This window comes from Nocardia paucivorans NBRC 100373, from assembly GCF_000308675.1.
GTDB classification, from domain to species: Bacteria; Actinomycetota; Actinomycetes; order Mycobacteriales; family Mycobacteriaceae; genus Nocardia; species Nocardia paucivorans.
The window spans coordinates 101,218-127,271 of the sequence record NZ_BAGE01000058.1 but is presented as its reverse complement, the minus strand read 5'-3'; the positions used below and the strand labels follow the sequence as shown (position 1 = coordinate 127,271).

The 26,054-nt window shown below is 66.5% G+C and carries 28 protein-coding genes and 1 riboswitch; of the genes, 14 read left to right on the top strand and 14 right to left on the bottom strand.

Annotated elements, in window-relative coordinates:
- Positions 1 to 37 precede the first annotated feature (37 nt).
- Positions 38 to 817 carry a site-2 protease family protein gene (locus ON32_RS22180; RefSeq protein WP_040792906.1) on the bottom strand — a complete coding sequence of 260 codons (780 nt, stop codon included), beginning with the start codon at positions 815 to 817 and terminating at the stop codon, positions 38 to 40.
- Entirely contained in the window at positions 814 to 1,473 is a 660-nt protein-coding gene (locus tag ON32_RS22175) for a hypothetical protein (protein ID WP_040792905.1), read from the bottom strand. Before ON32_RS22175 ends, ON32_RS22180 begins: the two co-directional genes overlap by 4 nt.
- A 198-nt stretch (positions 1,474 to 1,671) precedes the next feature.
- Here ON32_RS22175 and ON32_RS22170 point away from each other — a divergent pair, with 198 nt between their 5' ends.
- On the top strand, positions 1,672 to 2,961 hold the full coding sequence (locus ON32_RS22170; protein ID WP_040792904.1) for an adenylosuccinate synthase: 1,290 nt from the start codon (positions 1,672 to 1,674) through the stop codon (positions 2,959 to 2,961).
- A 108-nt stretch (positions 2,962 to 3,069) separates the two neighbouring features.
- Positions 3,070 to 3,363: a hypothetical protein gene (locus ON32_RS22165; RefSeq protein ID WP_157224290.1), complete on the top strand. Its 294-nt coding sequence runs from the start codon at positions 3,070 to 3,072 to the stop codon at positions 3,361 to 3,363.
- 45 nt (positions 3,364 to 3,408) lie between these two features.
- Here the strand turns inward: ON32_RS22165 and ON32_RS22160 are convergent, their stop codons facing one another.
- A complete protein-coding gene (locus ON32_RS22160; protein ID WP_040792902.1) occupies positions 3,409 to 3,663 on the bottom strand; it encodes a hypothetical protein in 255 nt (84 codons plus the stop codon).
- A 60-nt stretch (positions 3,664 to 3,723) separates the two neighbouring features.
- Here ON32_RS22160 and yczR point away from each other — a divergent pair, with 60 nt between their 5' ends.
- Entirely contained in the window at positions 3,724 to 5,229 is a 1,506-nt protein-coding gene (gene yczR / locus ON32_RS22155; protein ID WP_040792901.1) for a MocR-like transcription factor YczR, read from the top strand.
- A 182-nt stretch (positions 5,230 to 5,411) separates the two neighbouring features.
- On the opposite strand, the gene ON32_RS22150 is transcribed toward yczR, so the two are convergent.
- The gene (locus tag ON32_RS22150) at positions 5,412 to 6,512 is read right to left on the bottom strand and encodes a CaiB/BaiF CoA transferase family protein (RefSeq protein ID WP_040792900.1); all 1,101 of its coding nucleotides are present in this window, start codon (positions 6,510 to 6,512) and stop codon (positions 5,412 to 5,414) included.
- 123 nt (positions 6,513 to 6,635) lie between these two features.
- On the opposite strand from ON32_RS22150, the gene ON32_RS22145 reads away from it, so the two are divergent.
- The 3 genes from ON32_RS22145 to ON32_RS22135 all read left to right on the top strand — a co-directional run bounded on the left by ON32_RS22145 (position 6,636) and on the right by ON32_RS22135 (position 8,954).
- Positions 6,636 to 7,181 carry a methylated-DNA--[protein]-cysteine S-methyltransferase gene (locus ON32_RS22145; RefSeq protein WP_051133560.1) on the top strand — a complete coding sequence of 182 codons (546 nt, stop codon included), beginning with the start codon at positions 6,636 to 6,638 and terminating at the stop codon, positions 7,179 to 7,181.
- Between the two features lie 95 nt (positions 7,182 to 7,276).
- A complete protein-coding gene (locus tag ON32_RS22140) occupies positions 7,277 to 8,263 on the top strand; it encodes an endonuclease/exonuclease/phosphatase family protein (protein ID WP_051133559.1) in 987 nt (328 codons plus the stop codon).
- A 208-nt stretch (positions 8,264 to 8,471) separates the two neighbouring features.
- A complete protein-coding gene (locus ON32_RS22135; RefSeq protein ID WP_040792973.1) occupies positions 8,472 to 8,954 on the top strand; it encodes a DUF456 domain-containing protein in 483 nt (160 codons plus the stop codon).
- Positions 8,955 to 8,981: 27 nt separating this feature from the next.
- Here the strand turns inward: ON32_RS22135 and ON32_RS22130 are convergent, their stop codons facing one another.
- The 3 genes from ON32_RS22130 to ON32_RS22125 are packed head-to-tail and all read right to left on the bottom strand — an operon-like array spanning position 8,982 to position 11,378.
- Positions 8,982 to 9,833 carry an amidohydrolase family protein gene (locus ON32_RS22130; RefSeq protein WP_040792899.1) on the bottom strand — a complete coding sequence of 284 codons (852 nt, stop codon included), beginning with the start codon at positions 9,831 to 9,833 and terminating at the stop codon, positions 8,982 to 8,984.
- 14 nt (positions 9,834 to 9,847) lie between these two features.
- Positions 9,848 to 9,970: a hypothetical protein gene (locus ON32_RS30585; RefSeq protein WP_281032245.1), complete on the bottom strand. Its 123-nt coding sequence runs from the start codon at positions 9,968 to 9,970 to the stop codon at positions 9,848 to 9,850.
- Between the two features lie 19 nt (positions 9,971 to 9,989).
- Positions 9,990 to 11,378, bottom strand: a complete 1,389-nt coding sequence (locus ON32_RS22125) for an FAD-dependent oxidoreductase (protein WP_040792898.1) — start codon at positions 11,376 to 11,378, stop codon at positions 9,990 to 9,992.
- 267 nt (positions 11,379 to 11,645) lie between these two features.
- On the opposite strand from ON32_RS22125, the gene ON32_RS22120 reads away from it, so the two are divergent.
- The 3 genes from ON32_RS22120 (at position 11,646) to ON32_RS22110 (ending at position 13,961) form a co-directional block, all read left to right on the top strand.
- The gene (locus ON32_RS22120) at positions 11,646 to 12,140 is read left to right on the top strand and encodes an Rv0361 family membrane protein (RefSeq protein WP_040792897.1); all 495 of its coding nucleotides are present in this window, start codon (positions 11,646 to 11,648) and stop codon (positions 12,138 to 12,140) included.
- A 59-nt stretch (positions 12,141 to 12,199) separates the two neighbouring features.
- Positions 12,200 to 12,315, top strand: a riboswitch (SAM riboswitch).
- Positions 12,316 to 12,333: 18 nt separating this feature from the next.
- Positions 12,334 to 12,750 carry a rhodanese-like domain-containing protein gene (locus ON32_RS22115; RefSeq protein ID WP_040792896.1) on the top strand — a complete coding sequence of 139 codons (417 nt, stop codon included), beginning with the start codon at positions 12,334 to 12,336 and terminating at the stop codon, positions 12,748 to 12,750.
- On the top strand, positions 12,747 to 13,961 hold the full coding sequence (locus ON32_RS22110; protein ID WP_040792895.1) for an O-succinylhomoserine sulfhydrylase: 1,215 nt from the start codon (positions 12,747 to 12,749) through the stop codon (positions 13,959 to 13,961). Before ON32_RS22115 ends, ON32_RS22110 begins: the two co-directional genes overlap by 4 nt.
- Here the strand turns inward: ON32_RS22110 and ON32_RS22105 are convergent, their stop codons facing one another.
- Positions 13,962 to 14,720, bottom strand: a complete 759-nt coding sequence (locus ON32_RS22105) for an HAD-IIA family hydrolase (protein ID WP_373284357.1) — start codon at positions 14,718 to 14,720, stop codon at positions 13,962 to 13,964.
- A gap of 272 nt (positions 14,721 to 14,992) precedes the next feature.
- Here ON32_RS22105 and fgd point away from each other — a divergent pair, with 272 nt between their 5' ends.
- From fgd to ON32_RS22080, 5 genes are all read left to right on the top strand, one after another.
- A complete protein-coding gene (fgd, locus tag ON32_RS22100; RefSeq protein ID WP_373284353.1) occupies positions 14,993 to 16,003 on the top strand; it encodes a glucose-6-phosphate dehydrogenase (coenzyme-F420) in 1,011 nt (336 codons plus the stop codon).
- Between the two features lie 98 nt (positions 16,004 to 16,101).
- On the top strand, positions 16,102 to 18,174 hold the full coding sequence (gene pta, locus ON32_RS22095; protein ID WP_040792892.1) for a phosphate acetyltransferase: 2,073 nt from the start codon (positions 16,102 to 16,104) through the stop codon (positions 18,172 to 18,174).
- Positions 18,175 to 18,243: 69 nt separating this feature from the next.
- Positions 18,244 to 19,503, top strand: a complete 1,260-nt coding sequence (locus ON32_RS22090) for an acetate kinase (protein ID WP_051133558.1) — start codon at positions 18,244 to 18,246, stop codon at positions 19,501 to 19,503.
- Positions 19,500 to 20,183, top strand: a complete 684-nt coding sequence (locus ON32_RS22085) for a RibD family protein (RefSeq protein ID WP_040792891.1) — start codon at positions 19,500 to 19,502, stop codon at positions 20,181 to 20,183. Before ON32_RS22090 ends, ON32_RS22085 begins: the two co-directional genes overlap by 4 nt.
- Positions 20,180 to 20,635, top strand: coding sequence for a deaminase (locus ON32_RS22080; protein ID WP_157224289.1), 456 nt, complete (start codon positions 20,180 to 20,182; stop codon positions 20,633 to 20,635). Before ON32_RS22085 ends, ON32_RS22080 begins: the two co-directional genes overlap by 4 nt.
- 49 nt (positions 20,636 to 20,684) lie before the next feature.
- On the opposite strand, the gene ON32_RS22075 is transcribed toward ON32_RS22080, so the two are convergent.
- The 6 genes from ON32_RS22075 to thiO form a co-directional block, all read right to left on the bottom strand.
- Positions 20,685 to 21,530, bottom strand: coding sequence for an adenylate/guanylate cyclase domain-containing protein (locus ON32_RS22075; protein WP_373284356.1), 846 nt, complete (start codon positions 21,528 to 21,530; stop codon positions 20,685 to 20,687).
- Positions 21,531 to 22,026: 496 nt separating this feature from the next.
- Positions 22,027 to 22,794 (bottom strand): ABC transporter permease, encoded by a 768-nt coding sequence (locus ON32_RS22070; protein WP_040792890.1) that lies wholly within the window; start codon positions 22,792 to 22,794, stop codon positions 22,027 to 22,029.
- Positions 22,794 to 23,762: an ABC transporter ATP-binding protein gene (locus ON32_RS22065; protein WP_040792969.1), complete on the bottom strand. Its 969-nt coding sequence runs from the start codon at positions 23,760 to 23,762 to the stop codon at positions 22,794 to 22,796. The genes ON32_RS22070 and ON32_RS22065 overlap by 1 nt, the downstream gene beginning before the upstream one ends.
- 114 nt (positions 23,763 to 23,876) lie before the next feature.
- The gene (locus ON32_RS22060) at positions 23,877 to 24,635 is read right to left on the bottom strand and encodes a thiazole synthase (protein WP_040792889.1); all 759 of its coding nucleotides are present in this window, start codon (positions 24,633 to 24,635) and stop codon (positions 23,877 to 23,879) included.
- Positions 24,628 to 24,846: a sulfur carrier protein ThiS gene (gene thiS, locus ON32_RS22055; RefSeq protein WP_040792888.1), complete on the bottom strand. Its 219-nt coding sequence runs from the start codon at positions 24,844 to 24,846 to the stop codon at positions 24,628 to 24,630. Before thiS ends, ON32_RS22060 begins: the two co-directional genes overlap by 8 nt.
- Positions 24,843 to 26,036, bottom strand: a complete 1,194-nt coding sequence (thiO, locus tag ON32_RS22050; RefSeq protein WP_174361661.1) for a glycine oxidase ThiO — start codon at positions 26,034 to 26,036, stop codon at positions 24,843 to 24,845. Before thiO ends, thiS begins: the two co-directional genes overlap by 4 nt.
- Between the last annotated feature and the right edge of the window lie 18 nt (positions 26,037 to 26,054).

Sequence of the window (26,054 nt, the reverse complement as noted above, 5' to 3'; positions counted from 1 at the left end):
CCATCGGGGCGGGCGCGCGGTGCCCGTTGCCGTGGCGTCAGGCCCAGAATCGGGTCAGGTAACTGCCGTAGCGCGACCAGTTCGCCGGTACCCCCGACAGCTCGTAGAGCGTGTAGACGGCATCGAAGAACACCTGGTTGATCGCGGGGGTGAGCAGCAGGGCGAACAGGATCAGCATGCCGAACGGTTTGAACTGCTCCAGCCCACGCCGGGTCGGGTAGCTCAGCGATGGTTCCACGATCCCGTACCCGTCCAATCCGGGAATGGGCAACAGGTTCAGCAGCGTCGCGGTGATCTGCAGAAATGCCAAAAAGCTCAAGCCGAACCAGAACACCGGATGTTCCGCGGCGCTACCGAACATCCGCACCACCAGCAGCAACGCCACCGCGCACAGTGCGTTCACCGCCGGACCCGCCCCGCTGATCAGACGCTGTGTTCGGGCCGGCACCAGATGTGCGTGCACGTACACCGCGCCGCCCGGCAACCCGATCCCGCCGAGGGCGATGAACACCATCGGCAGGACGATCGACAGCAGGGGGTGGCTGTACTTCAGCGGATTCAAGGTCAGATATCCGCGTAACTCCACCTCGCGGTCCCCGGCCCGCCACGCCGTATAGGCATGCGCGAACTCGTGCAGGCACAAGGTGACGATCCAGCCGGCGACCACCAGGACGAATACCGCCGCCTTGGCCCGGATCGAATCGATTTCGGCATCCCAGGCCGCCACCCCACCCGCGACCGTCACGGCGAGCACCAGCAGGAAGACCGGGCTCGGCCGCACCGCCCCACGCCGTGACGCCGCCCCCGGAAAACTCATCGGACCAGCAGCCAGGGCTCGTGGTGTCGATAGAAACTCGACCGTGGCACCGGCCGCTCGGCGGTGATTCCGTCCCGGGTGATCACTGCGCCGGGGGTGCCCAGCTGCGCCGCCCGTCCCGCGATCCACCGCCGCCGCCGGAACCGCCGGGGTATGGCCGCCCGCACCCCGGGTTGCTCCAGGGACGGAGAGACCAGCATGGCGGGAACCCGACCGGAGAACAGCCGTGTGTCGTCCACGTACGCCTCGCCTTCCAACGGGCCGCCGTCGGGACCGGTGATCTTGGCCCGGCCCACCAGTACCCGTCCGGTGTCGTCGCGGATCAGTGGCGCCTGCACGGCTTTACCCTGTAGGGCCCGCTTGGCCGCGGTATTGCCGGTGGCGAGCTGATACGCCCGCGACGCGTAGGTCTTCTCCAGTGGTACATAGCCGACCTCGACGTGCAGCCGTTCGGTGCGCATGAGATGGGTCAACACGGCCGCCAGCGCGGCATCGGAGCCGAGGACGATCAACCGGGGCAGGCTGTCGGCGGACAGCACCGGCAGCAGTTCGTCGATCTGGTCGGTGTTCGGGATCGCATCCGTTTGAGTGGCCGACTGTGCCGCGAGGGCGATGGGTACCGGGGCATCGGCACAGCGGAGAACATGGTTACTCAACCTGCCGCATACCCTCCTAGCCTGTGGACCTCCAGTCTAAAGGGCATGCCGAGGCATCACCCGCAGTGGGCTCACCGGAACACCGTAACCGGGCCCGGTCCGGAGGGTGGGCTAGACTGTGCTTCCGGCTTCCTCCCCGTTACGGCAGGTAGCTGCAGCACGGGAGGTGTTGCGCGTCGAACCGTAGGAGACACGACCATGCCGGCAATCGTCCTCATCGGCGCCCAGTGGGGCGACGAGGGCAAGGGCAAAGCGACCGACCTGCTCGGTGGCCGCGTCCAATGGGTGGTGCGGTACCAGGGCGGTAACAATGCCGGCCACACGGTGGTGCTGCCCAATGGCGAGAATTTCGCGCTGCACCTCATCCCTTCCGGCATACTCACCCCGGGCGTCACCAATGTCATCGGTAATGGTGTGGTGGTCGATCCGGGTGTGCTGCTCACGGAGTTGGCCGGACTGGACGAACGCGGCGTCGACACCTCGCGGTTGCTGTTGTCGGCCGACGCGCATCTGATCATGCCGTACCACGTGGCCATCGATAAGGTCACCGAACGCTTCCTGGGCAACAAGAAGATCGGCACCACCGGACGCGGCATCGGACCCTGTTATCAGGACAAGGTGGCCCGGGTCGGAGTTCGGGTGGCCGATGTATTGGACGAGAAGATCCTCACCCAGAAGGTGGAGGCCGCCCTGGAGTTCAAGAACCAGGTGTTGGTGAAGATCTACAACCGGCGGGCATTGGACCCGCAGCAGGTCGTCGACGAGGTCCTCGGTCAGGCCGAGAAGTTCGCGCATCGGATCGCAGATACCCGGTTGCAGCTGAACGAGGCGCTGGAACGTGGGGAGACCGTGCTGCTGGAGGGTTCGCAGGGCACCTTGCTCGATGTGGACCACGGCACCTACCCGTATGTGACCTCCTCGAATCCGACCTCTGGCGGGGCCGCGGTCGGCGCGGGTATCGGCCCCAACCGGATCAATGCGGTTCTGGGCATTCTCAAGTGCTACACCACCCGCGTGGGTTCGGGCCCGTTCCCCACCGAACTGTTCGACGAGCACGGCGCCTACCTGGCCAAGGCCGGCGGGGAGGTGGGTGTCACCACCGGACGCGCCCGGCGCTGCGGCTGGTTCGACGCGGTGATCGCCCGCTACGCCACCCGGGTCAACGGGATCACCGATTATTTCCTCACCAAGCTCGATGTGCTGTCGAGCCTGGACCGGGTACCGATCTGCGTGGCCTACGAGATCGACGGCCGGCGGGTGGAGCACATGCCGACCACCCAGACCGAGTTTCATCACGCCAAGCCGATCTACGAGGAGATGCCCGGCTGGTGGGAGGATATTTCCGGGGCACGCAGTTTCGAGGATCTGCCGGCCAATGCGCAGGCGTACGTGCGTCGCCTGGAAGAGCTTTCGGGGGCTCGGATCTCCTGTATCGGGGTCGGTCCGGGTCGGGACCAGACCATCGTTCGGCACGACGTTCTCGCCTGAGCCGGTCGGCGGCCGGGCGGGTGGTCGGCGCGAGGGCCGCGGTACCGTCGTCGGGCGGGGTATCGGATACACCGGCCCGGCGTCGAACACCTGGTTCAGGAGGTGACCATGGTCCATTCCGCCCGCCGAACCGCGGCAACGACCCTTTCCGCCGCGTTACTGACCTTTTCCGCCGTACTTGCCGGCTGTGGCGGGTCGGATCGAACCGAACCGGTATCCGTCACGGTCGCCGCGGCCCTCTCGCCTACCGAGAGCCCGCAGGATCGTGATCGCCGTATCCGGGACGAGCTGGTCGAACTCGGCTGCGATACGAATTCTTGTATTCAGGCCTACTTCGCCTGCCGCGACGGATACCTCTCGGGTGAGGCGTGTGACTTCTATCGGAAACACCCATTGGAGTGACCGGGTGAATTCGATACCGGTCCAGTTGTAGAAATTGGACTGGTATCAGCTCGCCTGTTGGGAGGGTTCTTCGACTGCGGGCGCTGCGGATGTGTCGTAGCGCCGGGATTCGGCATACCGCTTCGCCGCGCTCAGATCGCGGTACCGGCGTATTTCGTCGTAGTACGACTCGGCTGCCGCCTCAATCGGTTCCCGGGGCCGGTAACGCTCGATGAGTTCGGGGATCCGCGATTCCCGCAGGTAGTAATAGGCGAAAGTGGTGAATACGGCCAATGCCACCAGGGTCACGAGGAAAGTCATATCCTCAGCATGCGACAACTGGACTTGTTTTTGAATAGCCACTGGCCCAATACTGGACCGATGGCATTGCGAGCGATCAGCGCAACCGGACTGGCCCGCGATCTGGGCCACTGGCGGAATCTCGACGAACCCTCGGCCAACGGCGTCGGCCGTAAGGCCGGACGCCCCGCCTATCTGGCCTTGGCCGAAGGTATCCGGCTACTGATCCACGACGGTCGCGCGCCCCTGGGAGTGGCGCTGCCGAGCGAACGCGAGCTGGCGGGCGTTCTCGGCGTGAGCCGTACGACCGTGACGGCCGGTTACGCGCTACTGCGGGAGCACGGCTATCTCATCACCCGTCAGGGCTCGCGCAGTACGGTCGCTCTGCCTCCGGCGGTGCAGCACGACGGCCGCAAGGCCACCCGCAGTCTCCTGGTCGGCATAGGCGAACCGGAGCAGCCGGCTGTGGACCTCACCTATGCCGCCATGACCGCCCCGCCGGAGATGTCGGACGCGTATTCGTATGCGTTGCAAGGACTTCGTTCCTATCTGGGCAGTCACGGTATGGATCCGGTCGGTGTGCTCGCCCTACGGGAGGCGCTCGCCCGCCGCTACACCCGTCGCGGACTACCCACCGACCCGGACCAGATCGTGGTGACTCTCGGTGCCCAGCACGGTCTGCGCCTGCTGCTCAATGCCCTGGCCCCTCCGATGTCCCGGGTGCTGATCGATCACCCCACCTACCCCAATGCCATCGAGGCCATCCGGGATGTGGGGGCCCGCCCGATTCCGGTGCCGTTGCGTCCGGAGTATCCCGACGCCGGTTGGGATCTCGACGGTATTCGAAGCGCCGCCCGGCAGACGGCGGCCACCCTGGCCTATCTGATACCCGACCACAACAACCCCACCGGTCTGCTCATGGGGGCCGCCGACCGCACCGAACTGGTCGCCATCGCCCGCGAGACCCGCATGACGCTCATCGTCGACGAATCCATGGCGGATCTGAGTCTCACCGACGCGCCCCCGCCGCCCCCCGTGGCGTCCTTCGCCCAGGGCAATGAGGTGATCACCATCGGTTCGGCCTCCAAATCGTTCTGGGGTGGTCTGCGAGTGGGTTGGATACGTGCCGGGCGCTCGTTGATCACCCGGCTGCTCGGTATCCGCTCCACTGTCGATCTGGGCACCCCGCTCATGGATCAACTGGCGGCCACCCATCTGTTCGAGAACGCCGAACCCATACTCGCTCGCCGTCGTGAGCAGTTGGGTGCCCAACGCACCGCTCTCCTCGACGCGCTGGCCACCGAGCTCCCCGACTGGTGGGTCTGTCCCGGTGAGGGTGGGATGTCGGTCTGGGTGCAATTGCCCGCCCCGGTTTCCACCTCTCTGGCCGCCACGGCCCCCAATCACGGTGTGTTGTTGGCGGCCGGACCGCGTTTCGGGGTCCAGGGTTCCTTCGAGCGGTTCCTCCGCATTCCCTACACCCATCCCGAGGCCGATCTCCGGCGCGCGGTCACCGCCATCGCCGCCGCCTATGCCGGCCTCGGCCCGCGCGCCGCCGAGCCGTTACAGCCGCTTACCTGCTATTGAGCACTGCGATAAGGCCGGGACCGCGGATATGGTGGACGCCACTGTCGTTGTTATGGCGGCAAGTCTCGGGGCCATCGTCCGGACTTCGGATCCGAACGATATCCGCACACTGATCGATGCCCTGGACAGCAAACCCGCCCCGGTCGTGCAGACGGTGTGACGTATATCCGTTCGGGTATGGCTCAGTCCGCCCAGACGTTCTCGATCGGGGTCGCTTCCGTCGGAGGCGGGGTGGGTGTGCCGCTCGGGGTGCGGGAGAACCGAGGCGCCGGGGCGTGCTGAGTGACGTTCTCCAGTTCGAGCAGCGAGCCGCGGGCAGCGATGTGTTCGTTGTGGGTGGCCTCCTCGAAGGTCAGCACCGGGCTGACACAGGCGTCGGTTCCGGCGAAGATCTCGGTCCACTCGTCCCGGGTTTTGCTGCGGAACTTCTCGGCGAACAGTTTCTTCAGGCTGTCCTGAGCGGCCGGGTCGAGCTGGTGGGGTAGACCTTCGGGGTCGATTTCCAGCCCGGCGAGCAGCTGGGCGTAGAACTGCGGTTCGATGGCGCCGACGGCCATGTATTTGCCGTCGGCGGTCTCGTAGGTGTCGTAGAAGGCCATACCGGTGTCGAGGAGATTCACCCCGCGTTCCTCCGACCAGGCGCCCATACCGCGCATACCCCAGATCATGTGCGAGAGGGCGAGTGCGCCGTCCACCATGGCGGAGTCGATGACCTGGCCCTTACCGGAGGTCTGGCGTTCGACCAGGGCGGCGAGGATGCCGAACACCAAAAACATCGAACCGCCACCGAAATCGCCGACCATGTTCAGCGGCGGCACCGGACGCTCGCCCTTGCGGCCGATGGCGTGCAGGACGCCGGTGATGCTGATGTAGTTGATGTCGTGGCCGGCGCGATCGGCCAGCGGGCCGTGCTGACCCCAACCGGTCATCCGTCCGTAGACCAGACGCGGGTTGCGTTCCAATGCGGCGTCGGGACCCAGACCCATCCGTTCGGTGACGCCGGGCCGGAAGCCTTCGATGAACACATCGGCCTTCTCCACCAGGCCGAGTACCTTCTCCACATCGGCCGGGTCCTTCAGATTGGCCTCGACGATCGTGCGTCCGCGCAGCTGGGGCCGATCGATACCACCGGGAAGCTGTCCGGCCCGCTGGACGCGGACGACATCGGCGCCGAGGTCGGCGAGCAGCAGCGCGGCGTGCGGCCCCGGCCCGATCCCGGCCAGTTCGATAACCCGAATGCCCGCGAGCGGGCCCTGCTTGGTGGCGGTGGATGGTGTGCTCACGCCTTACCTCGGTTCGTCGTCGATCCTGTTGCGAACATATTGACAGTACGACAATAACCACGGCGTCCGCGAGGGACGGGGGCTCCTGTTCGGATTGTCGGTGCTCGGCGGCAGACTGTCGATATGCCGGGTAGGGCGGGCACTCCCATTGATCTGACATCGTTCGACACCGCTATCGGTCGCTGTGCCATGGCCTGGCGCGACGAAATCGTCGTGCGATTTCATCTCCCCGGTAGCAATCCGGACACACCTGCGGCCCAGGGTGGCGTTCGGTTGTGTCCGGAACCCGCGACCGGATCGCGCGCGGAGGCGATCGCGGGTGTCCGGGCCCACTTGGCCGGCGACCTGGACGATCTGCGCTGGATCCCGGTGGACCTGGCGGGTGTGCCCGAATTCCATCGCGCGGTGTACACCGTCACGCGCGCCATCGACCCCGGACGTACCCTCAGTTACGGCGCCGTGGCCGAAGGGGTCGGCGCACCGGGCGCGGCCCAGGCGGTCGGGCAGGCACTGGGGCGTAACCCCATCCCCCTCATCATCCCGTGCCACCGGGTACTGTCGGCCGATCACGCCCTGCACGGTTTCTCGGCGCCGGGCGGTGTCGATACCAAACTGCGGCTACTGGTCATCGAACGCACCCCCGGTTTCGGTGAGCCGACCCTGTTCTGACGGTCGGAAAGCCGAACTCTCGACACGAGTTTCCCTATCCACCGGCGGGAACCCGGAACCCACGATCGGCGCGCGGCCGTGTTTGGCTGTCGGATGTGAAGTGGACGGTGATTCGGCCCGAAGTGGTCGTCGTACTTGCCCGGATCGCCACCTTGGCCGGAGTCGTGGGAATCGTTTTGCACTTCGGTCCGCAATGGCTTCCCACCGCGGTCCCGTGGTTGTTTCCCATTGTGGTCTCCGCCACCTCGGTCGCTCCGTATCTGATGAGTGCCGCACTCGCCGGCACGGCGATCTTCGCCGTGCTGCGTCGATGGGTCGGTGTGGGTGTGGCGAGCGCCGTATTCGTCGCCGCGTTCTGGACCCAGGCCCCGCTCTACCTCGGCCGTGCGGCCGGCGACGACGGGAACGCGGTGACGGTGATGCAGGCCAACCTCCTGTTCGACGGGGCCGATCCAGCGGCGCTCGTCGCGGAGGTACGGGCCCGGAATATTACGGTGCTCACCGTCAACGAACTCACCCCGGCGACGGTCGAGGCCCTCGACCGGGCGGGACTCGATCGCTTGTTGCCCCACCGGTATCTGCGCCCCGGGAGAACCGCGACCGGGACGGGGATCTGGAGCAGCTACCCGCTGTCCGACACCGTCGAATACGACGGCTTCGTTCTCAACCAGATATCGGCCACGGCCGATATCCCCGATATCGGGCCGGTCGCGATATACGCCTTTCATCCGGTCCCACCGATCGCTCGCCCCCGTGTCTGGGCCGACGAGTTGTCCCGGTTGCACGACATTCTCGAACGGACCCCGGCGGATCGACCGGCGATCGTCGGCGGCGACTTCAATGCCACCTACGATCATTCGCAGTTCCGGGCCCTGTTGTCCGGGCGTTTCGACGATGCGGCCGAACAGGCGGGTGCCGGACACCTGCCCACCTATCCGACCGGCAAGTGGCCGGTGCCCGTGGTCGGCATCGACCACATTCTCACCGCTGGTGCCTGCGCGATCACCACGGAAACGGTGGACCTGCCGGGCTCCGATCACCGAGCCCTGGTGGCTCGGCTGCTTCTGGATCGTGAATGCTGAGAAATGGGCTCGAGTGGAACAACTTCTCGATCGAGGAGGGGGCATGCCGGGTGCGCAGGCCAGGCCGGAAGGCCTCACACCGGTCACCCGAGATCCCTACTGCCAGAAATATGACGTCACTCTATTGGCGATCCAGGGTTCGGTCCGAAACTCGCCTTCGCTCATCCACATACGGAAGAATGCGGGCAGCGTCGACTGTGGAGGAAACGTGAGCGTATGGGGTGAGGTCGTCGTCGGCCTGGTGATTCTGGTCGGGTTGACCGGGATCGTGGTACCGATTCTGCCGGGTGTGATCCTGATCTTCGGGGCGATCGCGGTATGGGCTTTTCTCACCGGTGGGGCCGTGGCGTGGACGGTGTTCGCCATAGCCACCGTGCTGCTGACCGTGTCGGGGGTGGTCAAATACACCTGGCCGGGGCGGAAATTGAAAGAGGCGGGGGTGCCGAATCGGACACTGCTGCTCGGTGGGATCGCCGGGATAGTCGGGTTCTTCCTGATCCCGGTTGTCGGTTTGTTCGTGGGATTCGTGGTGGGGGTTTATCTTTCGGAATTGCAGCGGCTGCCCGAGCAGCGGCAGGCCTGGGAGTCGAGCAAGCAGGCCATCAAGGGTGTGGGATTGTCCATGCTGGTCGAGCTGCTGGGGGCATTGCTGGCCGGCGGCGTATGGCTGGTGGGGGCAATCGCCGCATAGCCGCCCGATATCCGGTGCCGGCGGTCGTTATTCCACGATCGGCAGGGGCCGGGTATTGCCGTCGTTCGGGCTCGGTCCCTCGTCGGGGATCGGTGGAAGCAGCAGCGGCAGCGTAGGGTTCGGATCTTCGATGGGCCGCTCGATCGCGGGCAGACCGTAGAAGGCACGGGCGTTGTCCTCCAGGACGGCGTGCATATCGCTGCCCACGACATCGCAGATCAGTTGTACATCCCGGTCGCGGAACGGCCGGTGGGCGCGGGTACCGGGGAGGTCGGTGCCGAACATGAGGGCTTCCGGGTTCACGGCGTGGATACGGCTCAAGGTGGTGGCCACATCCATCTCGACCCGGCCGAAGCCGGTCGCCTTCACCCGTGCGCCGCGGTCCACCAGATCGAGGAGATACGGCAGACCCTCGTCCGACATGCCGAGGTGGTCGATCGACACCTTGGGCAGTTTCATGATCACCGGCTGTAGTGAGGCGAGCATCTGCCCGTCGACGTAGATCTCCACATGCCAGCCCGCCAGATCGTAGGCACGCAAAGCCTGCCGGGTCATGGTCGCGATATCGGTGGCGGCGCGCTTGAGATTGAAACGTACCGCGCGCACTCCGGCCCGGTGCAGGTCGAGGATCTCCTCATCCGTGGCGTCCAGGTCGAGCCGGGTCACCCCCACCCAACCGGGCCCCAATTCGGCGAGCGCGGCTCGCAGATAGCTCTGGTCGTTGCCCTGGAAGGAGGCGCTGACCACGGCGCCGCCACTCAACTCGAAGCGGGACATACGCCGCCGGTAGTTCGCGATGGTGTACGGCTTGGGGAGGTAGCCCTCGTTCTCGATCAGCGGGAACCGCGGATCGATGATGTGCACATGGGCGTCGAACACGGGTACAGGATGCCTCAGCGTTTGATGACACCACCAGCGGTGGCGCGGTCGGGGCCGGCGTGACCGGCCCCCACCGGTGCGGTTCGCCCACCGTCCCCGTCCCGGGTGATGGGCGAACCGCCGACGGACTCACGCATGACGGAGACGTGGAACTGTCTAGACCTTGTGCGGCTCGCTGGCCCGCAGCATGTCCTCGCGCTCCACGACCTTGACCCGTTCGCGGCCTTCCGGCTCGCCGAGGGCACGCTCGTGGGCGTCGAGGCGGTACCAGCCCTGCCAGGTGGTGTAGGGGATACCCTTGCCTTCCAGGAACGCCACGACCGAGCCCGGGTCGGGATCGGTGGCAGGGGTGAAGCGAGGGCTGTCGTCGAGCAGGCAGGCCACGGTTTCGTTGGCATCGCCCTTGGTGTGGCCGATCAGGCCGACGGGACCGCGTTTGATCCAACCGGTGACGTAGGTGGCGGGCATATAGCGGGCCGAGCCGTCGGCGTTCTCATCGATCAGGACGCGCCCGGCCTCATTGGGCACCACACCGGCCTGCTCGTCGAATGGCAGCTGGGAGATGTTCTGCGACAGGTAGCCCACGGCCCGGTAGACCGCCTGCACCTCCCAGTCCGTGAACTTCCCGGTGCCCTTGACATTGCCGGTGCCGTCCAACTGGGTGCGCTCGGTGCGCAGTCCGACGACCTTGCCGTTTTCCCCGAGGATCTCGGCAGGGGATTCGAAGAAGTGCAGAAACAGCTTGTGCGGGCGGTTGCCCTGGTCGCGGATAGCCCACTGCTCGAGGGTGTTGGCGACCATATCGACCTGCTTGGAATGCCGCCGCGCCGCCTCGGAGCCCTCGTCGTAGTCGATGTCCTCCGGGTCGACGATCACCTCGATGGTCGGCGAATGATCCAATTCGCGCAGCTCCAGCGGGGTGAACTTGGCCTGGGCCGGGCCGCGGCGGCCGAATACGTGCACCTCGACGGCCTTGTTGGCCTTCAGACCCGCGTACACGTTCGGCGGGATCTCGGTGGGCAGCAGTTCGTCACCGGTCTTGGCCAGCACCCGCGCCACGTCCAGGGCGACATTGCCGACGCCGAGCACCGCCACCTTCTCCGCGTCCAGCGGCCAGGTACGCGGCACATCGGGGTGTCCGTCGTACCAGGACACGAAATCGGCGGCGCCGAACGAACCCTCCAGATCGATACCGGGGATGGGCAGCGCCCGGTCGGCATTGGCGCCGGTGGAGAAGATCACCGCGTCGTAGAAGTGGCGCAGATCTTCGAGAGTGATATCGGTGCCGTAGTCGATATTGCCCAGCAGTCGCACCTGTGGTTTGTCCAGCACCTTGTGCAGGGCCGAGACGATGCCCTTGATCCGGGGGTGATCGGGGGCCACGCCATAGCGGATCAGCCCGAACGGGGCGGGCATCCGCTCGAACAGATCAATGCTCACCTCGGCATCGGATTTCATCAACGCGTCGGCGGCGTAGATCCCGGCGGGGCCGGCACCCACTATCGCGATCCGGAGCGGGCGGGTCGCCTCAATCTGTTCGGTCATCTGTTACGCGCACCCTTGTCGGTCGAAAGGATCTGATGAGCTGGCTCAGCACGAGCAGTCTTTTATTAGCTTAGGCTAAGTTGACGCGCGGCTGATACGCACCTTTGCGGTGCCACGCGGGCGCGGCCACTACGGCCGGCCATCGGTATGGCGGCGCCGCACTCCCGTGCCATCACGGCGCTCTGCCTCGGAGCAGGGCCGCGATCAGGACCGATTCTATCGGGGTGGCGAATCCGTCCGTCGTGGGCACCATGGATCATCGTCGTCATGAACGATGCGCAACCCGAGATACCGTCCGGGGAGGCCGCCGACCCGACCGGACCCATCGAGCGCGCGGCCGGTGACCCGACCCGGTCGGTGATGCCGTTCGTACTGGCAGCGGTGGTCGCGATTCTCGTATTGGGTGGCATCGTGCTCGCCGCCGTCCGGTCACCCGTTGAGAAAAATGTCACAGAGACCGAGCGGGTGGTCGCCGCCGTCTACGACTTCGCCGAGATGAGCGGCCGCTATGGACTCACCCCACCCGAGGGCGCGGTATGTGCGGATTTCGACCCGGCCCGGTCGCCGTTGGTCGGTTTGTCGGAGAACGACGGATCCGGAAAGGCCGTCACCGTGGACGAACTCGACGACCTGCGGATCTCCGGCGACGAGGCCACGGTCGAGGTCACCGTCACGGTGGACGGCCGAGCAGTGACCGACACCTGGCATCCGGTCCGCGCCCATACCGGCCGGCGGGTCTGTAACCAGCCGGTTCGCTCGTAGCCGGCCCTTGTTATCGGTGGTTTGACACGGCAACCTCGGGCCGGGCAATCTCATCTGAGGGTCATGAGCACCAGCGTCAAGCCCCGGCTGGCTGGTCGGCAACCCTCCTCCGCGGTGGGGTGCTCCGGGTGACGACCCGGCGTGCGTCAGAACCCGACGTGCGCAAGTGCGGGTTCGCAGGGAGGTGCCATCAATGAGTTATGCAGGCGATATCGACCCGCAGCGGGCATGGGAGATATTGCGTGACAATCCCGACGCCGTGCTGGTGGATGTACGAACCGAGGCGGAGTGGCGGTTCGTCGGAGTTCCCGACACCAGCGCACTCGACCGGCCGACGGTGCTGGTCGAATGGGTCGACGGCACCGGAGCCCCGAACCACCGATTCCTGGACCAGTTGAACGAGGCGCTCGACGGTCGCAAACCGGACGCCCCCGTACTCTTCCTCTGTCGTTCCGGCCAGCGCTCGGCGCATGCCGCCGCGGCCGCCACGGCCGCGGGCATCGAGCCCGCCTACAACGTGAGCGACGGTTTCGAAGGACCTCTCGACGAACACGGGCATCGCGGTCATGCGGGCTGGCGGGCCCTCGGATTGCCCTGGCGGCAGTCATGATCGGCGGCGGAGCCTTCGAGCGTCCGCTGCCGGAGGGTGTCGGCCCGGCCACCCTCGGCGTTCGGGGTGGATTGCAGCGGTCCGGATTCGAGGAGACCACCGAGGCGCTGTATCTGACCTCCGGGTTCGTCTATTCCAGCGCGGAAGCGGCCGAGGCCGCGTTCACCGGGGAGTTGCCTCACTTCGTCTATTCCCGTTACGGCAATCCCACCGTGGCCACCTTCCAGGAGCGGATGCGGCTCATCGATGGCGCCGAGGCGTGTTTTGCCACCGCCAGCGGGATGGCGGCCGTGTTCACCGCCTTGGGCGCGCTTTTGTCCGCCGGTGACCGGTTGGTCGCCGCGCGCAGCCTGTTCGGTTCCTGTTTCGTGGTGTGCAACGAGATCCTGCCCCGTTGGGGAGTGGAGACGGTCTTCGTGGACGGTGAGGACCTCGACCAGTGGGAGCAGGCACTGTCGGTGCCCACCACCGCGGTGTTCTTCGAAACCCCCGCCAACCCGATGCAGACCCTGGTCGATGTGCGGCGGGTATCCGAGCTGGCGCATGCCGCGGGCGCGAAAGTGGTGCTGGACAATGTGTTCGCCACCCCGCTGCTACAGCGCGGATTCGAACTCGGCGCCGATGTGGTGGTGTACTCCGGTACCAAACACATCGATGGTCAGGGCCGGGTGCTCGGTGGCGCCATTCTCGGCTCCGAGGAGTACATCGAGGGGCCGGTGAAAACCCTCATGCGGCACACGGGTCCGGCATTGAGTCCGTTCAACGCCTGGACCCTGCTCAAAGGTCTGGAAACCATGCCGTTGCGAGTGCGGCACTCCACATCCGCGGCCCTGCGGATCGCGCAGTACCTGGAGGAGCACCCCAAGGTGAACTGGGTGCGCTATCCCTTCCTCGAGTCGCATCCGCAATACGATTTGGCGACCGCGCAGATGAGCGGTGGTGGGACGGTGGTGACCTTCGAAGTGGCCGCGTCCGAGCACGATGCGAAGAAACGCGCGTTCGAGGTGCTCAACCGGCTCCAGATCATCGATATATCCAACAACCTGGGCGACGCCAAAACCCTGATAACCCATCCGGCGACCACCACTCACCGGGCGATGGGACCGGAAGGGCGGGCCGGGATCGGATTGACCGACGGTGTCGTGCGGATCTCGGTGGGTCTCGAGGATGTCGAGGACCTGCTCGGCGACCTCGAGCAGGCGCTCGGCTGATCACCCGTCGAACGGCTGCGACGTACGTCCGACCAGATCGGCGACGGAGTCCACGATCATGGTCGGGCAATACGGGTACTGCTCGGCCGAGGCCCTGGTGGAGATACCCGAGGTGACCAGGATTGTGCGCATCCCCGCCTCCAGGCCGGAGATGACATCGGTGTCCATCCGGTCGCCGATCATCACGCTGGTCCGCGAGTGCGCACCGATCCGTCGCAGCGCCGAACGCATCATCAGCGGATTGGGTTTGCCCACGTAATAGGGTTCGCGGCCGGTGGCGCGGGTGATGAGGGCCGCGACGGAGCCGGTGGCGGGTAGTACGCCCTCGCGGGACGGTCCGGTGGGGTCCGGGTTGGTGGCGATGAAACGTGAGCCCCGCTCGATCAGCCGGATCGCGGTGGTGATCGCCTCGAACGAATACGTGCGGGTCTCGCCGAGGACGACATAGTCGGGGTCGCTGTCGGTGAGGACGTATCCGATCTCGTGCAATGCGGTGGTCAGACCCGATTCGCCGACCACATAGGCGGTGCCGTTCGGGCGTTGGTCGTTCAGGAAGTCGGCGGTGGCCAGGGCGGAGGTCCAGATGGCCGATTCCGGGATGTCGAGACCGATACGCCGCAGGCGGGCCTGCAGGTCGCGTGGGGTGCGGATCGAATTATTGGTCAGGACCAGGAACGGGATCTCCTTCGCGCGCAGCTCGGCGAGGAATTCGTCGGCGCCGGGCACCAGGTGATCCTCGTGCACCAGCACCCCGTCCATATCGGTGAGGTAGGACAGAATTCGATCGTCGGCGGTGGTCACCTCGACCATTCTGCGCCATGGGCGGCGCCGGACCGGTGAGGTTCGGGCGGTACGGAGTGCGGGATGAGACCGATAACACAGCGGTCGGGCCGGCCGGCTATGGTCGAAGGCGGACCGGCGAAAGGTCGCGCGATGTGGAGATCAACCGTGGAACGGGAACAATCGTCCGGCCGCGACGGGTTGCGATCGGTGACGTTCGGACGACAGCTGCAGCGATAGGAGTGGCGCAGATGGGTGAGCTCAAGCTCGGGTACAAGGCGTCGGCGGAGCAGTTCGGGCCGCGGGAGTTGGTGGAACTGGCGGTACAGGTCGAGGAGCACGGCCTCGACAGCGCGGTTATCAGCGATCATTTCCAACCGTGGCGGCACAAAGGGGGACATGCCCCGTTCTCACTGGCCTGGCTGGCCGCCGTGGGCGAACGCACCCGGCGCATCCAGCTCGGCACCTCGGTGCTCACCCCGACCTTCCGCTACAACCCGGCGGTGATCGCGCAGGCCTTCGCCACCATGGGTTGTCTGTATCCGAATCGGGTGATGCTCGGTATCGGCACCGGTGAGGCGCTGAACGAGATCGCCACCGGCTACCTCGGCGAATGGCCGGAATTCAAGGAACGGTTCGCGCGGCTGCGCGAGGCGGTCGAGTTGATGCGGCAGCTGTGGACCGGCGACCGGGTGGACTTCGACGGGCAGTACTACAAGACCGTCGGCGCATCCATCTACGACGTCCCGGAAGGCGGTATCCCGATCTACATCGCGGCCGGTGGCCCGCTGGTGGCCCGCTACGCCGGTCGGGCCGGTGACGGTTTCATCTGCACCTCGGGCAAGGGGATGGAGCTCTACACCGACAAGCTCATGCCCGCCTTGGCCGAGGGCGCGGCCAAGGCCGAGCGCACGGTTGACGATATCGATCGGATGATCGAGATCAAGATCTCCTACGACACCGACCCGGAACTCGCCCTGCAGAACACCCGGTTCTGGGCGCCGCTGTCGCTGACCCCGGAACAGAAACACAGCATTACCGACCCGATCGAGATGGAGGCCGCCGCCGACGCACTGCCGATCGAGCAGATCGCCAAACGGTGGATCGTTGCCAGTGACCCGGACCAGGCCGTCGAGCAGATCAAGCCCTACCTGGACGCCGGACTGAACCACTTGGTCTTCCACGCCCCCGGCCATGACCAGCGCCGATTCCTGGATCTTTTCGCCCGCGATCTGGCCCCCCGCCTGCGCGCGAGCGTGTGATCGTCCGGTAACCCATAGGCGCTGCCCGGCGGCGGCGGTGTGGGGCCCGCCCGTGCCGTCGGCGCCTGGGGCGGGGGGACCCGGCTAGGCTGCTGGGTATGGCCGAGGTTGGTGCGTCCAGTGTGTATATCGCGTCCCCGGAGGGTGATACCGGGAAGTCGACGGTTGCGCTGGGAGTGCTGCAGATGCTGTGCGCGACCACAGCGCGGGTGGGGGTGTTCCGGCCGATAACCCGGTCGGATGCCGAACCCGACTACATCCTGGAGTTGCTGCTCGAGCACAGCACCGCCGATATCGACTACGGGCAGGCGGTCGGCGTGACCTATGAGCAGGTGCACGCCGACCCCGACGCGGCCATCGGCGAGATCGTCATGCGCTACCACGAGGTGGCGCAGGTCTGCGATGCCGTGGTGGTGATCGGCAGCGATTACACCGATGTGGCCAGTCCCAGTGAGCTGCGGTTCAACGCCCGGATTGCGGTGAACCTGGGCGCTCCGGTGCTGTTGGTGCTGCGTGGTGCCGGACGCACTCCCGACGAGGTGGGTCGGTTGGCCGAGGTATGTGCCGCCGAACTGGCCCAGGAACACGCGCAGCTGGTCGCGATCATCGCCAACCGATGCGCGCCGCAGGAGCTGGCCGAAATCGGTTCGGTGCTGGCCGGATTCGGGGTTCCGTCGTGGAGCCTGCCGGAGGTTCCGCTGCTGATCGCGCCGACCATGGGCGAACTGTGCGAGGCGATCGGGGGGGAAATGTACAGCGGCGACCCGGAACTGCTGAACCGGGAGGCGCTGCGGGTACTGGTCGGCGGAATGACGGCCGAACACATTCTGGAGCGATTATCCGACGGTGTGGTGGTGATCGCGCCCGGCGACCGGTCGGATGTGCTGCTCAGCGTGGTGAATGCCCATGAGGCGGAAGGTTTTCCGTCGCTGTCGGGAATTATCATGAACGGCGGTCTGCTCCCGCATCCGGCGGTGGCACGGCTCATGTCGGGTCTCAAACCGCGGTTGCCGATTCTCACCACCACGCTCGGCACCTACGAGACGGCCGGCGCCGCGCACCGCACCCGCGGGCGGATGTCCCTCGGTAATCCGCGCAAGGTGGATACCGCGTTGGCGCTGATGGAAGAACATGTCGATGCCGGGGATTTCCTGCGTCGGTTGCGGGTTCCGCTTTCCGATGTGGTCACCCCGCAGATGTTCGAATACCGGCTCATCGAACGGGCACAGGCAGACCGGAAGCGGATCGTCCTGCCCGAGGGCAACGACGACCGTATTCTGCGGGCGGCGGGACGGGTATTGCAGCGCAAGATCGCCGATTTGGTCATCCTCGGTGACGAATCCCTGATTCGGGCCCGGGCCGCCGAACTCGGCGTGGATATCTCCGACGCCGAGGTGCTGGATCCGCGTGCTTCGGAGTACCTGGACGAATTCGCTCGCGAATACACCGAATTGCGCAAGCACAAGGGCATGCGGTTGGAGCGTGCCCGGGAAATGATGGGCGATATCTCGTATTTCGGGACGATGATGGTGTACCGCGGATTGGCCGACGGGATGGTCTCCGGCGCCGCGCACACCACCGCGCACACCATCCGGCCCGCGTTCGAAATCATCAAAACCGCGCCCGGCGTCTCCACCGTCTCGAGCGTTTTCCTCATGTGCCTGGCCGACCGGGTACTCGCCTACGGCGACTGCGCCGTGGTCCCCGACCCGTCCTCCGAACAGCTGGCCGATATCGCCATCTCTTCGGCGGCCACCGCGCAACGGTTCGGGATCGAACCGCGGGTGGCCATGCTCTCCTACTCCACCGGCGAATCGGGCAGCGGAGCCGATGTGGACAAGGTGCGGGTGGCGACCGAACTGGTTCGTGAACGCGCACCGGAACTGCCGGTGGAGGGCCCGATCCAATACGATGCCGCCATCGAGCCGACGGTCGCCGACGCCAAACTACCCAACTCCGAGGTGGCCGGCCGGGCGACGGTTTTCGTGTTCCCCGATCTCAATACCGGTAACAACACCTACAAGGCGGTGCAGCGCAGCGCGGGCGCCGTCGCGATCGGACCGGTATTGCAGGGCCTGCGCAAACCGGTGAACGACCTGTCCCGGGGTGCGCTGGTCGCCGATATCGTGAACACGGTGGCCATCACCGCGATACAGGCGCAGGGGAAATGATCCGCATCCCGGGTCCGGGTGGCCCCCGGAGTTCCGCACCGCGTGCGTCGGCGGGCAGGTAGGAGCGTTATGAGCGACAACCTGGTACTGGTGGTGAACTCCGGTTCGTCATCGATCAAATACCGGCTACTGGAACCCGATACGGGGGCGGTGGCGGCATCCGGGCTGGTCGAACGGATCGGCGAACCCGAGGGAGCCATCGAGCACCACGACGGGGACCGAACCCTCACCCAACGGGAACGGATTCCCGACCACACCGCCGGGCTGCGCCTGGCCTTCGCGAAATTTGCCGAAACCGGCCACGATCTGGCCGGCGCCGGGGTCCGGGCCGTGGGACATCGGGTCGTGCACGGCGGGGAGGTGTTCTACCGGCCAACTCTGATCGACGATCGGGTGGTGGCGACCATTCGCGAACTGTCCGCCCTCGCGCCGCTGCACAATCCGGCGAATGCGCTGGGTATCGAGGCGGTGCGCACCTTGTTGCCGAATACCCCCCAGGTCGCGGTTTTCGATACCGCGTTCTTCCACAACCTGCCCGACGCCGCCAAAACCTACGCCATCGATGCGCGGGTCGCCGATATCTACGGGATCCGCCGCTACGGTTTCCACGGTACCTCGCACGAGTATGTGTCGTGCTGCGCCGCCGAACTGCTCGGGCGGCCGCGGGAATCGGTGAACCAGATCGTCTTCCATCTCGGCAACGGCGCTTCCGCCTCGGCCATTCGCGGGGGACGCCCGATCGATACGACCATGGGTCTGACCCCGTTGGAGGGGCTGGTCATGGGCACCCGCTCCGGCGATCTGGATCCCGGTATCATCCCCCACCTCGTGCGCGCGGCCGGCCTGGATATCGACGGTATCGACCAATTGTTGAACCGCGACTCGGGCCTGCGGGGAATGGCCGGGGTGAACGACTTTCGGGAACTGCGCCGCCTCATCGGCGAGGGCGATCGCGCGGCCCGGCTCGCCTACGATGTCTACATCCATCGGTTGCGCCGCTATCTGGGCGCCTACCTGGTGGAACTGGGCACTGTCGATGCCATCACCTTCACCGCCGGCGTCGGGGAGAACGCCTCCGATGTGCGGGCCGACGCCCTGGCCGGGCTGTCCCATTTCGGTATCGTCGTCGATCCGGAACGCAATACCGCCGATGATCGTCGGGCACGTTTCATCTCGCCACCGGGTGCGGAGGTGGCCGTACTGGTCGTGCCGACCGATGAGGAACTCGCCATTGCCCGTGCGGCCGTGACCGTGATCGACGACATCCGTACCGCCGATCCGGACGCGCGCGTATCGACGGAGGAACATTCGTCCGGACCGGCCGCATGATCCGCCCGTTCGTGGTGCTGTCCGTGGCGATGAGCGTCGACGGATATATCGATGATGCCGGTCCGGAGCGACTGTTGCTGTCGAACGCGGCCGATTTCGACCGGGTCGACCAGGTGCGGGCCGAGTCGGATGCCATTCTCGTCGGCGCCGAGACCGTGCGTCGGGACAATCCCCGATTGATCGTGCGAGACGCGAATCGCCGGGCGGCGCGGGTCGCGGCCGGTCGTCCGGCGTATCCGCGAAAGGTCACCGTGACGGCGAGTGGGGAGCTGGACCCCACCGCGGCGTTCTGGCATCACGGCACCGAGGGGCAGCGACCGCTCGTCTACACCACCGATGCGGGGGCCGAGAAGCTGACCGTTTCCGCGGAGCTCGCCGAGGTGGTCGTACTCGGTCCTGATCTCGACTTCGGTGCGCTGCTCGACGATCTCGGGGGCCGCGGGATCGAACGGTTGATGGTGGAAGGCGGTAGTCGTATCCATACCGCTTTTCTGTCCGCCGGTCTCGCCGACGAACTGCATCTGGCCATCGGGCCTACCCTGGTGGGTGACCCGAGGGCACCGCGATTTCTCGGCCCGGCGACCTTTCCCGGCGGGTCCACGCGGCGGATGCGGCTACTGGATATCAGCCGCATCGGCGATATCGCATTGTTGCGCTACCGACCGAAGGAGAGTTCGTGACCGGGCGTGATCACCATCGCTGGATGAATCGGGCCATCGAACTCGCCCGGCTCAGTCCGGCTGCCACCGGGGCGTTCTCGGTCGGGGCGGTGATCGTCGCCGATGGGACCGAGATATCCACCGGCTACTCGCGCGAAACCGATCCCAAATCGCACGCCGAGGAATGTGCGCTCGACAAACTGGACCCGAACGATCCCCGATTGGGTCGCGCCACCATCTACAGCACACTCGAACCCTGCTCCGAGCGCGCCACCGCAACCCGCAGGCCGTGTACCGACCGGATTATCGCCGCCGGTATTCCTACCATCGTCATTGCGTGGCGGGAACCGGCGACCTTCGTCGAGAACTGTGTGGGGGTGGAGAAACTGCGGGAACTCGGGCGGACGGTAATCGAATTACCCGAGCTGGCCGAGGCCGCCATGGAGATGAATCGGCATCTCGATCTGTCGTAGCGGCAGGCGATGCTCCCGCGTCCGTGCTTTGTCTTGGCCGGCGCGGTGGTCAGCGGGTGGTGATTCGGTAGATACGCAGATCTTCGGGGACTCCGTTGAGCGGAGGGCTGAAGAAGCTCCGACGGAAGGGACGGACCGTGTACCCCAGGTCGGCCAGGGTTTCCGGCGACAATGCCTCCAGGGTGGTCTCGGAGATCATGGTTCGGCCGTTACCGCCCGCCTCCATGACGCGGGCGGCGATGGTGACATCGACGCCCAGCCAGTCACCGCCGATTTCCCGGGGGGAACCGGTGTGTAGGCCGACGCGCATCCGGGGCCGGTAGCCGTCGACCCGAACATCGGCCAGATTGCGTTTGGCGGCGACGGCCGCGTGCACGGCGTCATCGGCCGAGTCGAAAACCGCCATGAGACCGTCACCCATGCGTTTGACGAGATGACCGCCGTATTCGCCGATGGGGGGCTCGATCGCCTCGGCGACCCGGCGCAGCAGCGTGAGGGTGGCCTCGTCGCCCGCGGTGAGCGACCAGGCGGAAAAGGCGACCAGATCGGTGAACATCACGGTCACCTCTTGGGTTCCCTTACCGCGGCCGAGACGCTCCAGGAACGCCTGCCACACCTGGAGGGCACCGAAGCCGATTTCGCGGGCCGCGCTGGGCGTGCCGCCCACCAGTTTGTCCGCGGCGCGGGCGACGGCGCGGGCGCCTCCGGGACCGGAGACCGAGAGGGGATCGCCGAAGGACGGGTCGCCGGGTAGCTGTTCGCGCGCTTTGCGCAGGACGCCGATTACATCCGCATGTTCGTTCGCTTTTTTGACCAGCGCCGACAGTGGACGTCCGAAGGGCGAACGAGCAGGGTGGTGCTCTGTGGTCTTCCCGTTCTCGGGGACGGGTTGCAGCTCTATCACCGGGATCTCATCGGATTCGGCAACCCTGGGATCGGTGGAATGGGATTCGACTTCCGACTTCGGCGCGGGAACAGCGCGGCCGGAAGCTTCCTCGTTCACGGTGTGAGAGTATCTCAGCTCTCGGGATGCCGGGGGAATGCTGATGATCGCCACCTGTCACCTCTCTATCGGACGGGTGCGGCCACACCATTGGGTCCGCCGATCGGTTAACGTGTGGTGCTGTTTCGATGTTAGTCGGCGTACGGTTCGAAAAGGCAACTGGCCGTTACAGTTAATGCGACGTTCACGTTCGAATACGAAGCTTCGGTGTTCACCGGGTCGAACATGGAATGTGAGAACCGCCACCGGCCCGGCGCGCACCACGCGCCGGGCCGGCGTACACCCCGTCGATCGGGCAGTGACCGACGGTGCGAGGGCGAGTCGACCTCCCGACAAGGTCGTCTCACCGGCAACCCGAGCGGCGAGGGAAAGCGGCTCGGGTTGTCTCTCAGGCGTCGCGCACGTTCACCACGTACAGCGCGGCACCGAAAACCACCACGGTGAAACCGAGGAAGTAGAACAGGCTGCCCCACACCCCCCAGTGCCAGTCCACCAGAGACACGGACGACTGGTCCATGGTAAGGAAGCGCTGGGCATTCTGAAACGGCAGGAAGGAAGTGATATCGCGGCCCACGCTGCCGAGGACACCGACGAGTGGTTCGATGACGAGTTGCCACAGTACCAGCAGCGAAATGGCCGCCGCCGACTGCCGCACCAATGCACCGATACCGATGGCCAGCATCACATGGAGAACGGCCATGAGCGGGATGCCGTAGACGGCCCGCCAGTTGCCCTCGAGCACCAGTGTGCTCGCCGCATCGCCGCCGACCACCTTGGCCACCGCGAACGCCCCGAAGGTGAGCACGGCGGTGAGTACGGCCCCGAATGCTCCGAGCAGACCCGCCTTGGTGATCAGGACGAGGGGGCGGTTCGGTACCGCCTGGAAGGTCGTCCGGATGATGCCGAAACGGTATTCGCTGGTCACGGTCAGGGCGGCCAGGATCATCAACACCATCATCCCGAACCCCTCGAGGCCGAGGAATGCGGTGTCGACCGTCAGGATCGGAACGTTCTCCTCGGGCTGGTCGGCCACGATTCGTATGACGAACGCCATGAGGGCGGCGAAGCCGAGCGCGAGCGCCGCCACGATCGCCGAACACCACCACGGTGATTTGGTCGAGGTGAGTTTGATACGTTCCGCTGCCAGCACGCCCATCACAGGGCACCTCCCATCACCTTGTCCCGGTCCGCTCCGTCCTGCGGTGGCTCGGTTTGTCCGTGGTACTGGACCTCACCCCCGGTCATCCGCATGAACGCCTCTTCCAGTGAAGCGTGCACGGGCGCGAGCTCGAACAGGGTGATGCCATTGGCGCCGGCCAGTTCACCGACCGCGTCACTGGTCACACCGGTCACCATGATCGCCGGAGCTTCGGGGTCGCTGCCGTCCTCACGAACGGTCATTCCGTTGGAGGTGAGCAGGCTGCGCAACTGATCCAACTGGGGGCTGCGCACTCGCACCGACGACTCGGACGCGCGGGCGATGAAGTCCTTGGTGGTGGAGTCGGAGATCAGCCGCCCCCGGCCGATCACCACCAGGTGTTCGGCGGTCTGCGCCATCTCCGACAGCAGGTGACTGGACACCAGCACGGTGCGACCCTCGGCGGCCAGCCGTTGCATGAATCGGCGGATCCACAGAATGCCCTCCGGGTCGAGGCCGTTGACCGGCTCGTCGAACAGCAGCACCTTGGGGTCGCCGAGCAGCGCGCCGGCCAGACCGAGTCGCTGGGACATCCCCAGCGAGAACCCACCGGCCTTCTTGCCTGCCACCTCGGACAGGCCAACCAGACGCAGCACTTCCTCCACCCGTGATTTCGGGATGTCGTTGGAGGCCGCCATCCATTGCAGATGGGCGCGGGCGGAACGGTTCGGGTGCACCCACCTCGCGTCCAGCAGGGCGCCGACCTCGCGGAGCGGATGCTTCAACCGCCGATACGGCACCCCGTTGATCAGCGCAGTGCCCGCCGTGGGTTCGTCCAACCCCAGGATCATCCGCATGGTGGTGGACTTACCGGCGCCGTTCGGCCCGAGGAAACCGGTCACCTGTCCGGGACGGACGGTGAAGGTCAGATCCTGAACCGCGACGGTCTGCCCGTAATGCTTGGTCAGGCCTTTCAGCTCGATCATGAGCACAGCATGCCGTATCGCCCCCGGCGGCGCGTCGCTCGGTGGTCTCGTCACCGGTCATCCTCGAGGATGATCCGACCCCGACGCGACGGTGACGAGACCGGGGGAAGACCCCTACCGCTGCGGAGACGACGCCTGTGCCCAGAACCGTTTCGGAATACGGCCCGCGAGCCGCGCTCGATACCCGGCCCGCACCGCATCGGCCATGGCCGCGGCCATCAGTGCCGGTTCGCGGGCCCGGGTGACCGCGGTGGCCAACAGCACCGCCGAACAGCCGAGCTCCATGGCGAGCGCGGCGTCGCTGGCGGTGCCGATACCGGCATCGAGGATCACCGGGATCTGGGCACGAGCCACGATCATCTCGATATTGTGCGGATTGCCGATACCGAGACCGGTGCCGATCGGCGCGCCCAGCGGCATTACCGCCGCACAACCGGCTTCCTCGAGCCGCCGCGCCAGCACCGGATCGTCATTGGTGTAGGGCAGGACCACGAAACCCGCGTCCACCAGCTGTTCGGCGGCATCGAGCAACTCGACCGGGTCGGGCAGCAGAGTGCGCTCGTCGGCCACCACCTCCAGCTTCACCCAGTTGGTGTCCAGGGCCTCGGCCGCAAGTCGAGCGGTGAGCACCGCCTCCGCCGCGGTACGGCAGCCGGCGGTATTGGGCAGGGGGGCGATATCCAGCCGTTTCAACAGGTCGAGTACCCCGGTGCCGCCCGCCGCGTCGATCCGGCGCATGGCGACCGTGGTCAGTTCGGTTCCGGACGCCACCAGCGCTTCCTCCAGGACAGCGAGGTTCTCCGCGCCGCCCGTGCCCATGATGAGCCGGGAGCCGAACCGCCTACCAGCGATCTCCAGCTGCTGTTCAGCCACCCTGAACCGCCGTCAGCACATCGATTTCCCAGCCCCGGCCGACCTGCTCGTCCCAGCGGGATTTCGGGAACACCGCGCCGTTCACCGCCAGCGCCACCCCCTGGCAGGGCAATTCCAGCCGTTCGAGCAGTTCGCGCACCGTGATCGGTTCGGCGAACTCGTGCTCGTGTCCGTTCACGGTGACACCCACCGGTACCGACGACGCGGTCATCGAACTCCTCCTGTGTCCAAGTGCCCGCGCGTCCGCACGGGCGGGTCGGTGAATCCCGGTTGTCCCGGGCTATCGCCGCCACGCTCGGCGATCGCGGCTTCGGTATGGGCCGCGGACCGAGCGGGTGTGGTCGGTGACGTCGAGAAACGCTGCGGATCGGCCGCTCGGGCCACGGCCAGAGGACGATCGGCCAATTCGGCGAGAACGGCGTCGACGGTGAGTGCCACGGTCAGCATGCCGTTGCGGCCGTGCCCGGTGGCGGCCACCACTCGATCGGTCAGCCGGCCGATGAGCGGCAGATTGTCCGGGGTGGCGGGGCGGGAACCGGCGTTGGTCTCGGCCAGCTCGTATTCGCCGATACCGGGCAGGATCGTTTCGGCGTCGGCGATCAGATCACGCACACCGGCCACGGTCACGGCGATGTCGAACCCCGCCTCGTACTGGGTGGCGCCCACGACCATGCCCTCCGCACGCGGTACGAAGTACACGGGGCGGCCGTGGACCCGCGCCCGGATCACCCGGGTGGGTGGCGGTTGTACGCCCGGTCGGAGCCGAAGCCGCAGGATTTCCCCCTTCAGCGGACGCACCGGCAGGCCCGGCCACAGCTGGGCCGAGGACGCGCCCGCAGCCAGCACCACCTGATCGTGCGGCAGTTCCTCGAGGTGATGCACCGCTTCCGCGCGCAAGGTCACCCCGGCCGCGACCGCGGCGGTCCGCAAGGCGGTGACCAGCAGCCGGTTGTCCACGGCGGGTTCGGTGGGGGCGAGTAGACCGGCCCGCACGGTTCGGGCCAGCGCCGGTTCGAGGGCGCGCACCCCCGCCCGGTCGAGCACGCGCATATCGTGGCCGTGACCGCCCACCCATTCGGCGACCGTGCGCAGGTCCGCGACATCGGCGGTGTCCTGGGCGACGGTCAGTGTCTCGTCCGCGACGAAGACCCGGGTCCTGGTCGCGGCCTCGATCCGGGCGGCGAATCGCGGCCAGCGCGCCAGCGCCTCGGCTCCGAACGCCAATACGGCGTCCTCACCGGGCCAGCCTTCCGACAGGGGGGCCAGCATGCCCCCGGCAACCCAGGAGGCGCCCGAACCCACCTCGGGGTCGTAGAGCGTGACCGTCCACCCGTCCTCGGCGGCGCGCCACGCCACCGCGAGCCCGATGGCGCCACCGCCCACGACTGCCAGCGTTCGCACTATTGGTCCACCTCCTGC

Excerpts from the sequence above, each read along its gene's own strand:
- ON32_RS22180 (WP_040792906.1), bottom strand. The coding sequence starts at position 817 with ATGAGTTTTCCGGGGGCGGCGTCACGGCGTGGGGCGGTGCGGCCGAGC.
- ON32_RS22170 (WP_040792904.1), top strand. The coding sequence starts at position 1,672 with ATGCCGGCAATCGTCCTCATCGGCGCCCAGTGGGGCGACGAGGGCAAG.
- ON32_RS22165 (WP_157224290.1), top strand. The coding sequence starts at position 3,070 with ATGGTCCATTCCGCCCGCCGAACCGCGGCAACGACCCTTTCCGCCGCG.
- ON32_RS22160 (WP_040792902.1), bottom strand. The coding sequence starts at position 3,663 with ATGACTTTCCTCGTGACCCTGGTGGCATTGGCCGTATTCACCACTTTC.
- yczR (WP_040792901.1), top strand. The coding sequence starts at position 3,724 with ATGGCATTGCGAGCGATCAGCGCAACCGGACTGGCCCGCGATCTGGGC.
- ON32_RS22145 (WP_051133560.1), top strand. The coding sequence starts at position 6,636 with ATGCCGGGTAGGGCGGGCACTCCCATTGATCTGACATCGTTCGACACC.
- ON32_RS30585 (WP_281032245.1), bottom strand. The coding sequence starts at position 9,970 with ATGCGTGAGTCCGTCGGCGGTTCGCCCATCACCCGGGACGGGGACGGT.
- ON32_RS22125 (WP_040792898.1), bottom strand. The coding sequence starts at position 11,378 with ATGACCGAACAGATTGAGGCGACCCGCCCGCTCCGGATCGCGATAGTG.
- ON32_RS22120 (WP_040792897.1), top strand. The coding sequence starts at position 11,646 with ATGAACGATGCGCAACCCGAGATACCGTCCGGGGAGGCCGCCGACCCG.
- ON32_RS22115 (WP_040792896.1), top strand. The coding sequence starts at position 12,334 with ATGAGTTATGCAGGCGATATCGACCCGCAGCGGGCATGGGAGATATTG.
- ON32_RS22110 (WP_040792895.1), top strand. The coding sequence starts at position 12,747 with ATGATCGGCGGCGGAGCCTTCGAGCGTCCGCTGCCGGAGGGTGTCGGC.
- ON32_RS22105 (WP_373284357.1), bottom strand. The coding sequence starts at position 14,720 with ATGGACGGGGTGCTGGTGCACGAGGATCACCTGGTGCCCGGCGCCGAC.
- fgd (WP_373284353.1), top strand. The coding sequence starts at position 14,993 with ATGGGTGAGCTCAAGCTCGGGTACAAGGCGTCGGCGGAGCAGTTCGGG.
- pta (WP_040792892.1), top strand. The coding sequence starts at position 16,102 with ATGGCCGAGGTTGGTGCGTCCAGTGTGTATATCGCGTCCCCGGAGGGT.
- ON32_RS22090 (WP_051133558.1), top strand. The coding sequence starts at position 18,244 with ATGAGCGACAACCTGGTACTGGTGGTGAACTCCGGTTCGTCATCGATC.
- ON32_RS22085 (WP_040792891.1), top strand. The coding sequence starts at position 19,500 with ATGATCCGCCCGTTCGTGGTGCTGTCCGTGGCGATGAGCGTCGACGGA.
- ON32_RS22070 (WP_040792890.1), bottom strand. The coding sequence starts at position 22,794 with ATGGGCGTGCTGGCAGCGGAACGTATCAAACTCACCTCGACCAAATCA.
- ON32_RS22065 (WP_040792969.1), bottom strand. The coding sequence starts at position 23,762 with ATGATCGAGCTGAAAGGCCTGACCAAGCATTACGGGCAGACCGTCGCG.
- thiS (WP_040792888.1), bottom strand. The coding sequence starts at position 24,846 with ATGACCGCGTCGTCGGTACCGGTGGGTGTCACCGTGAACGGACACGAG.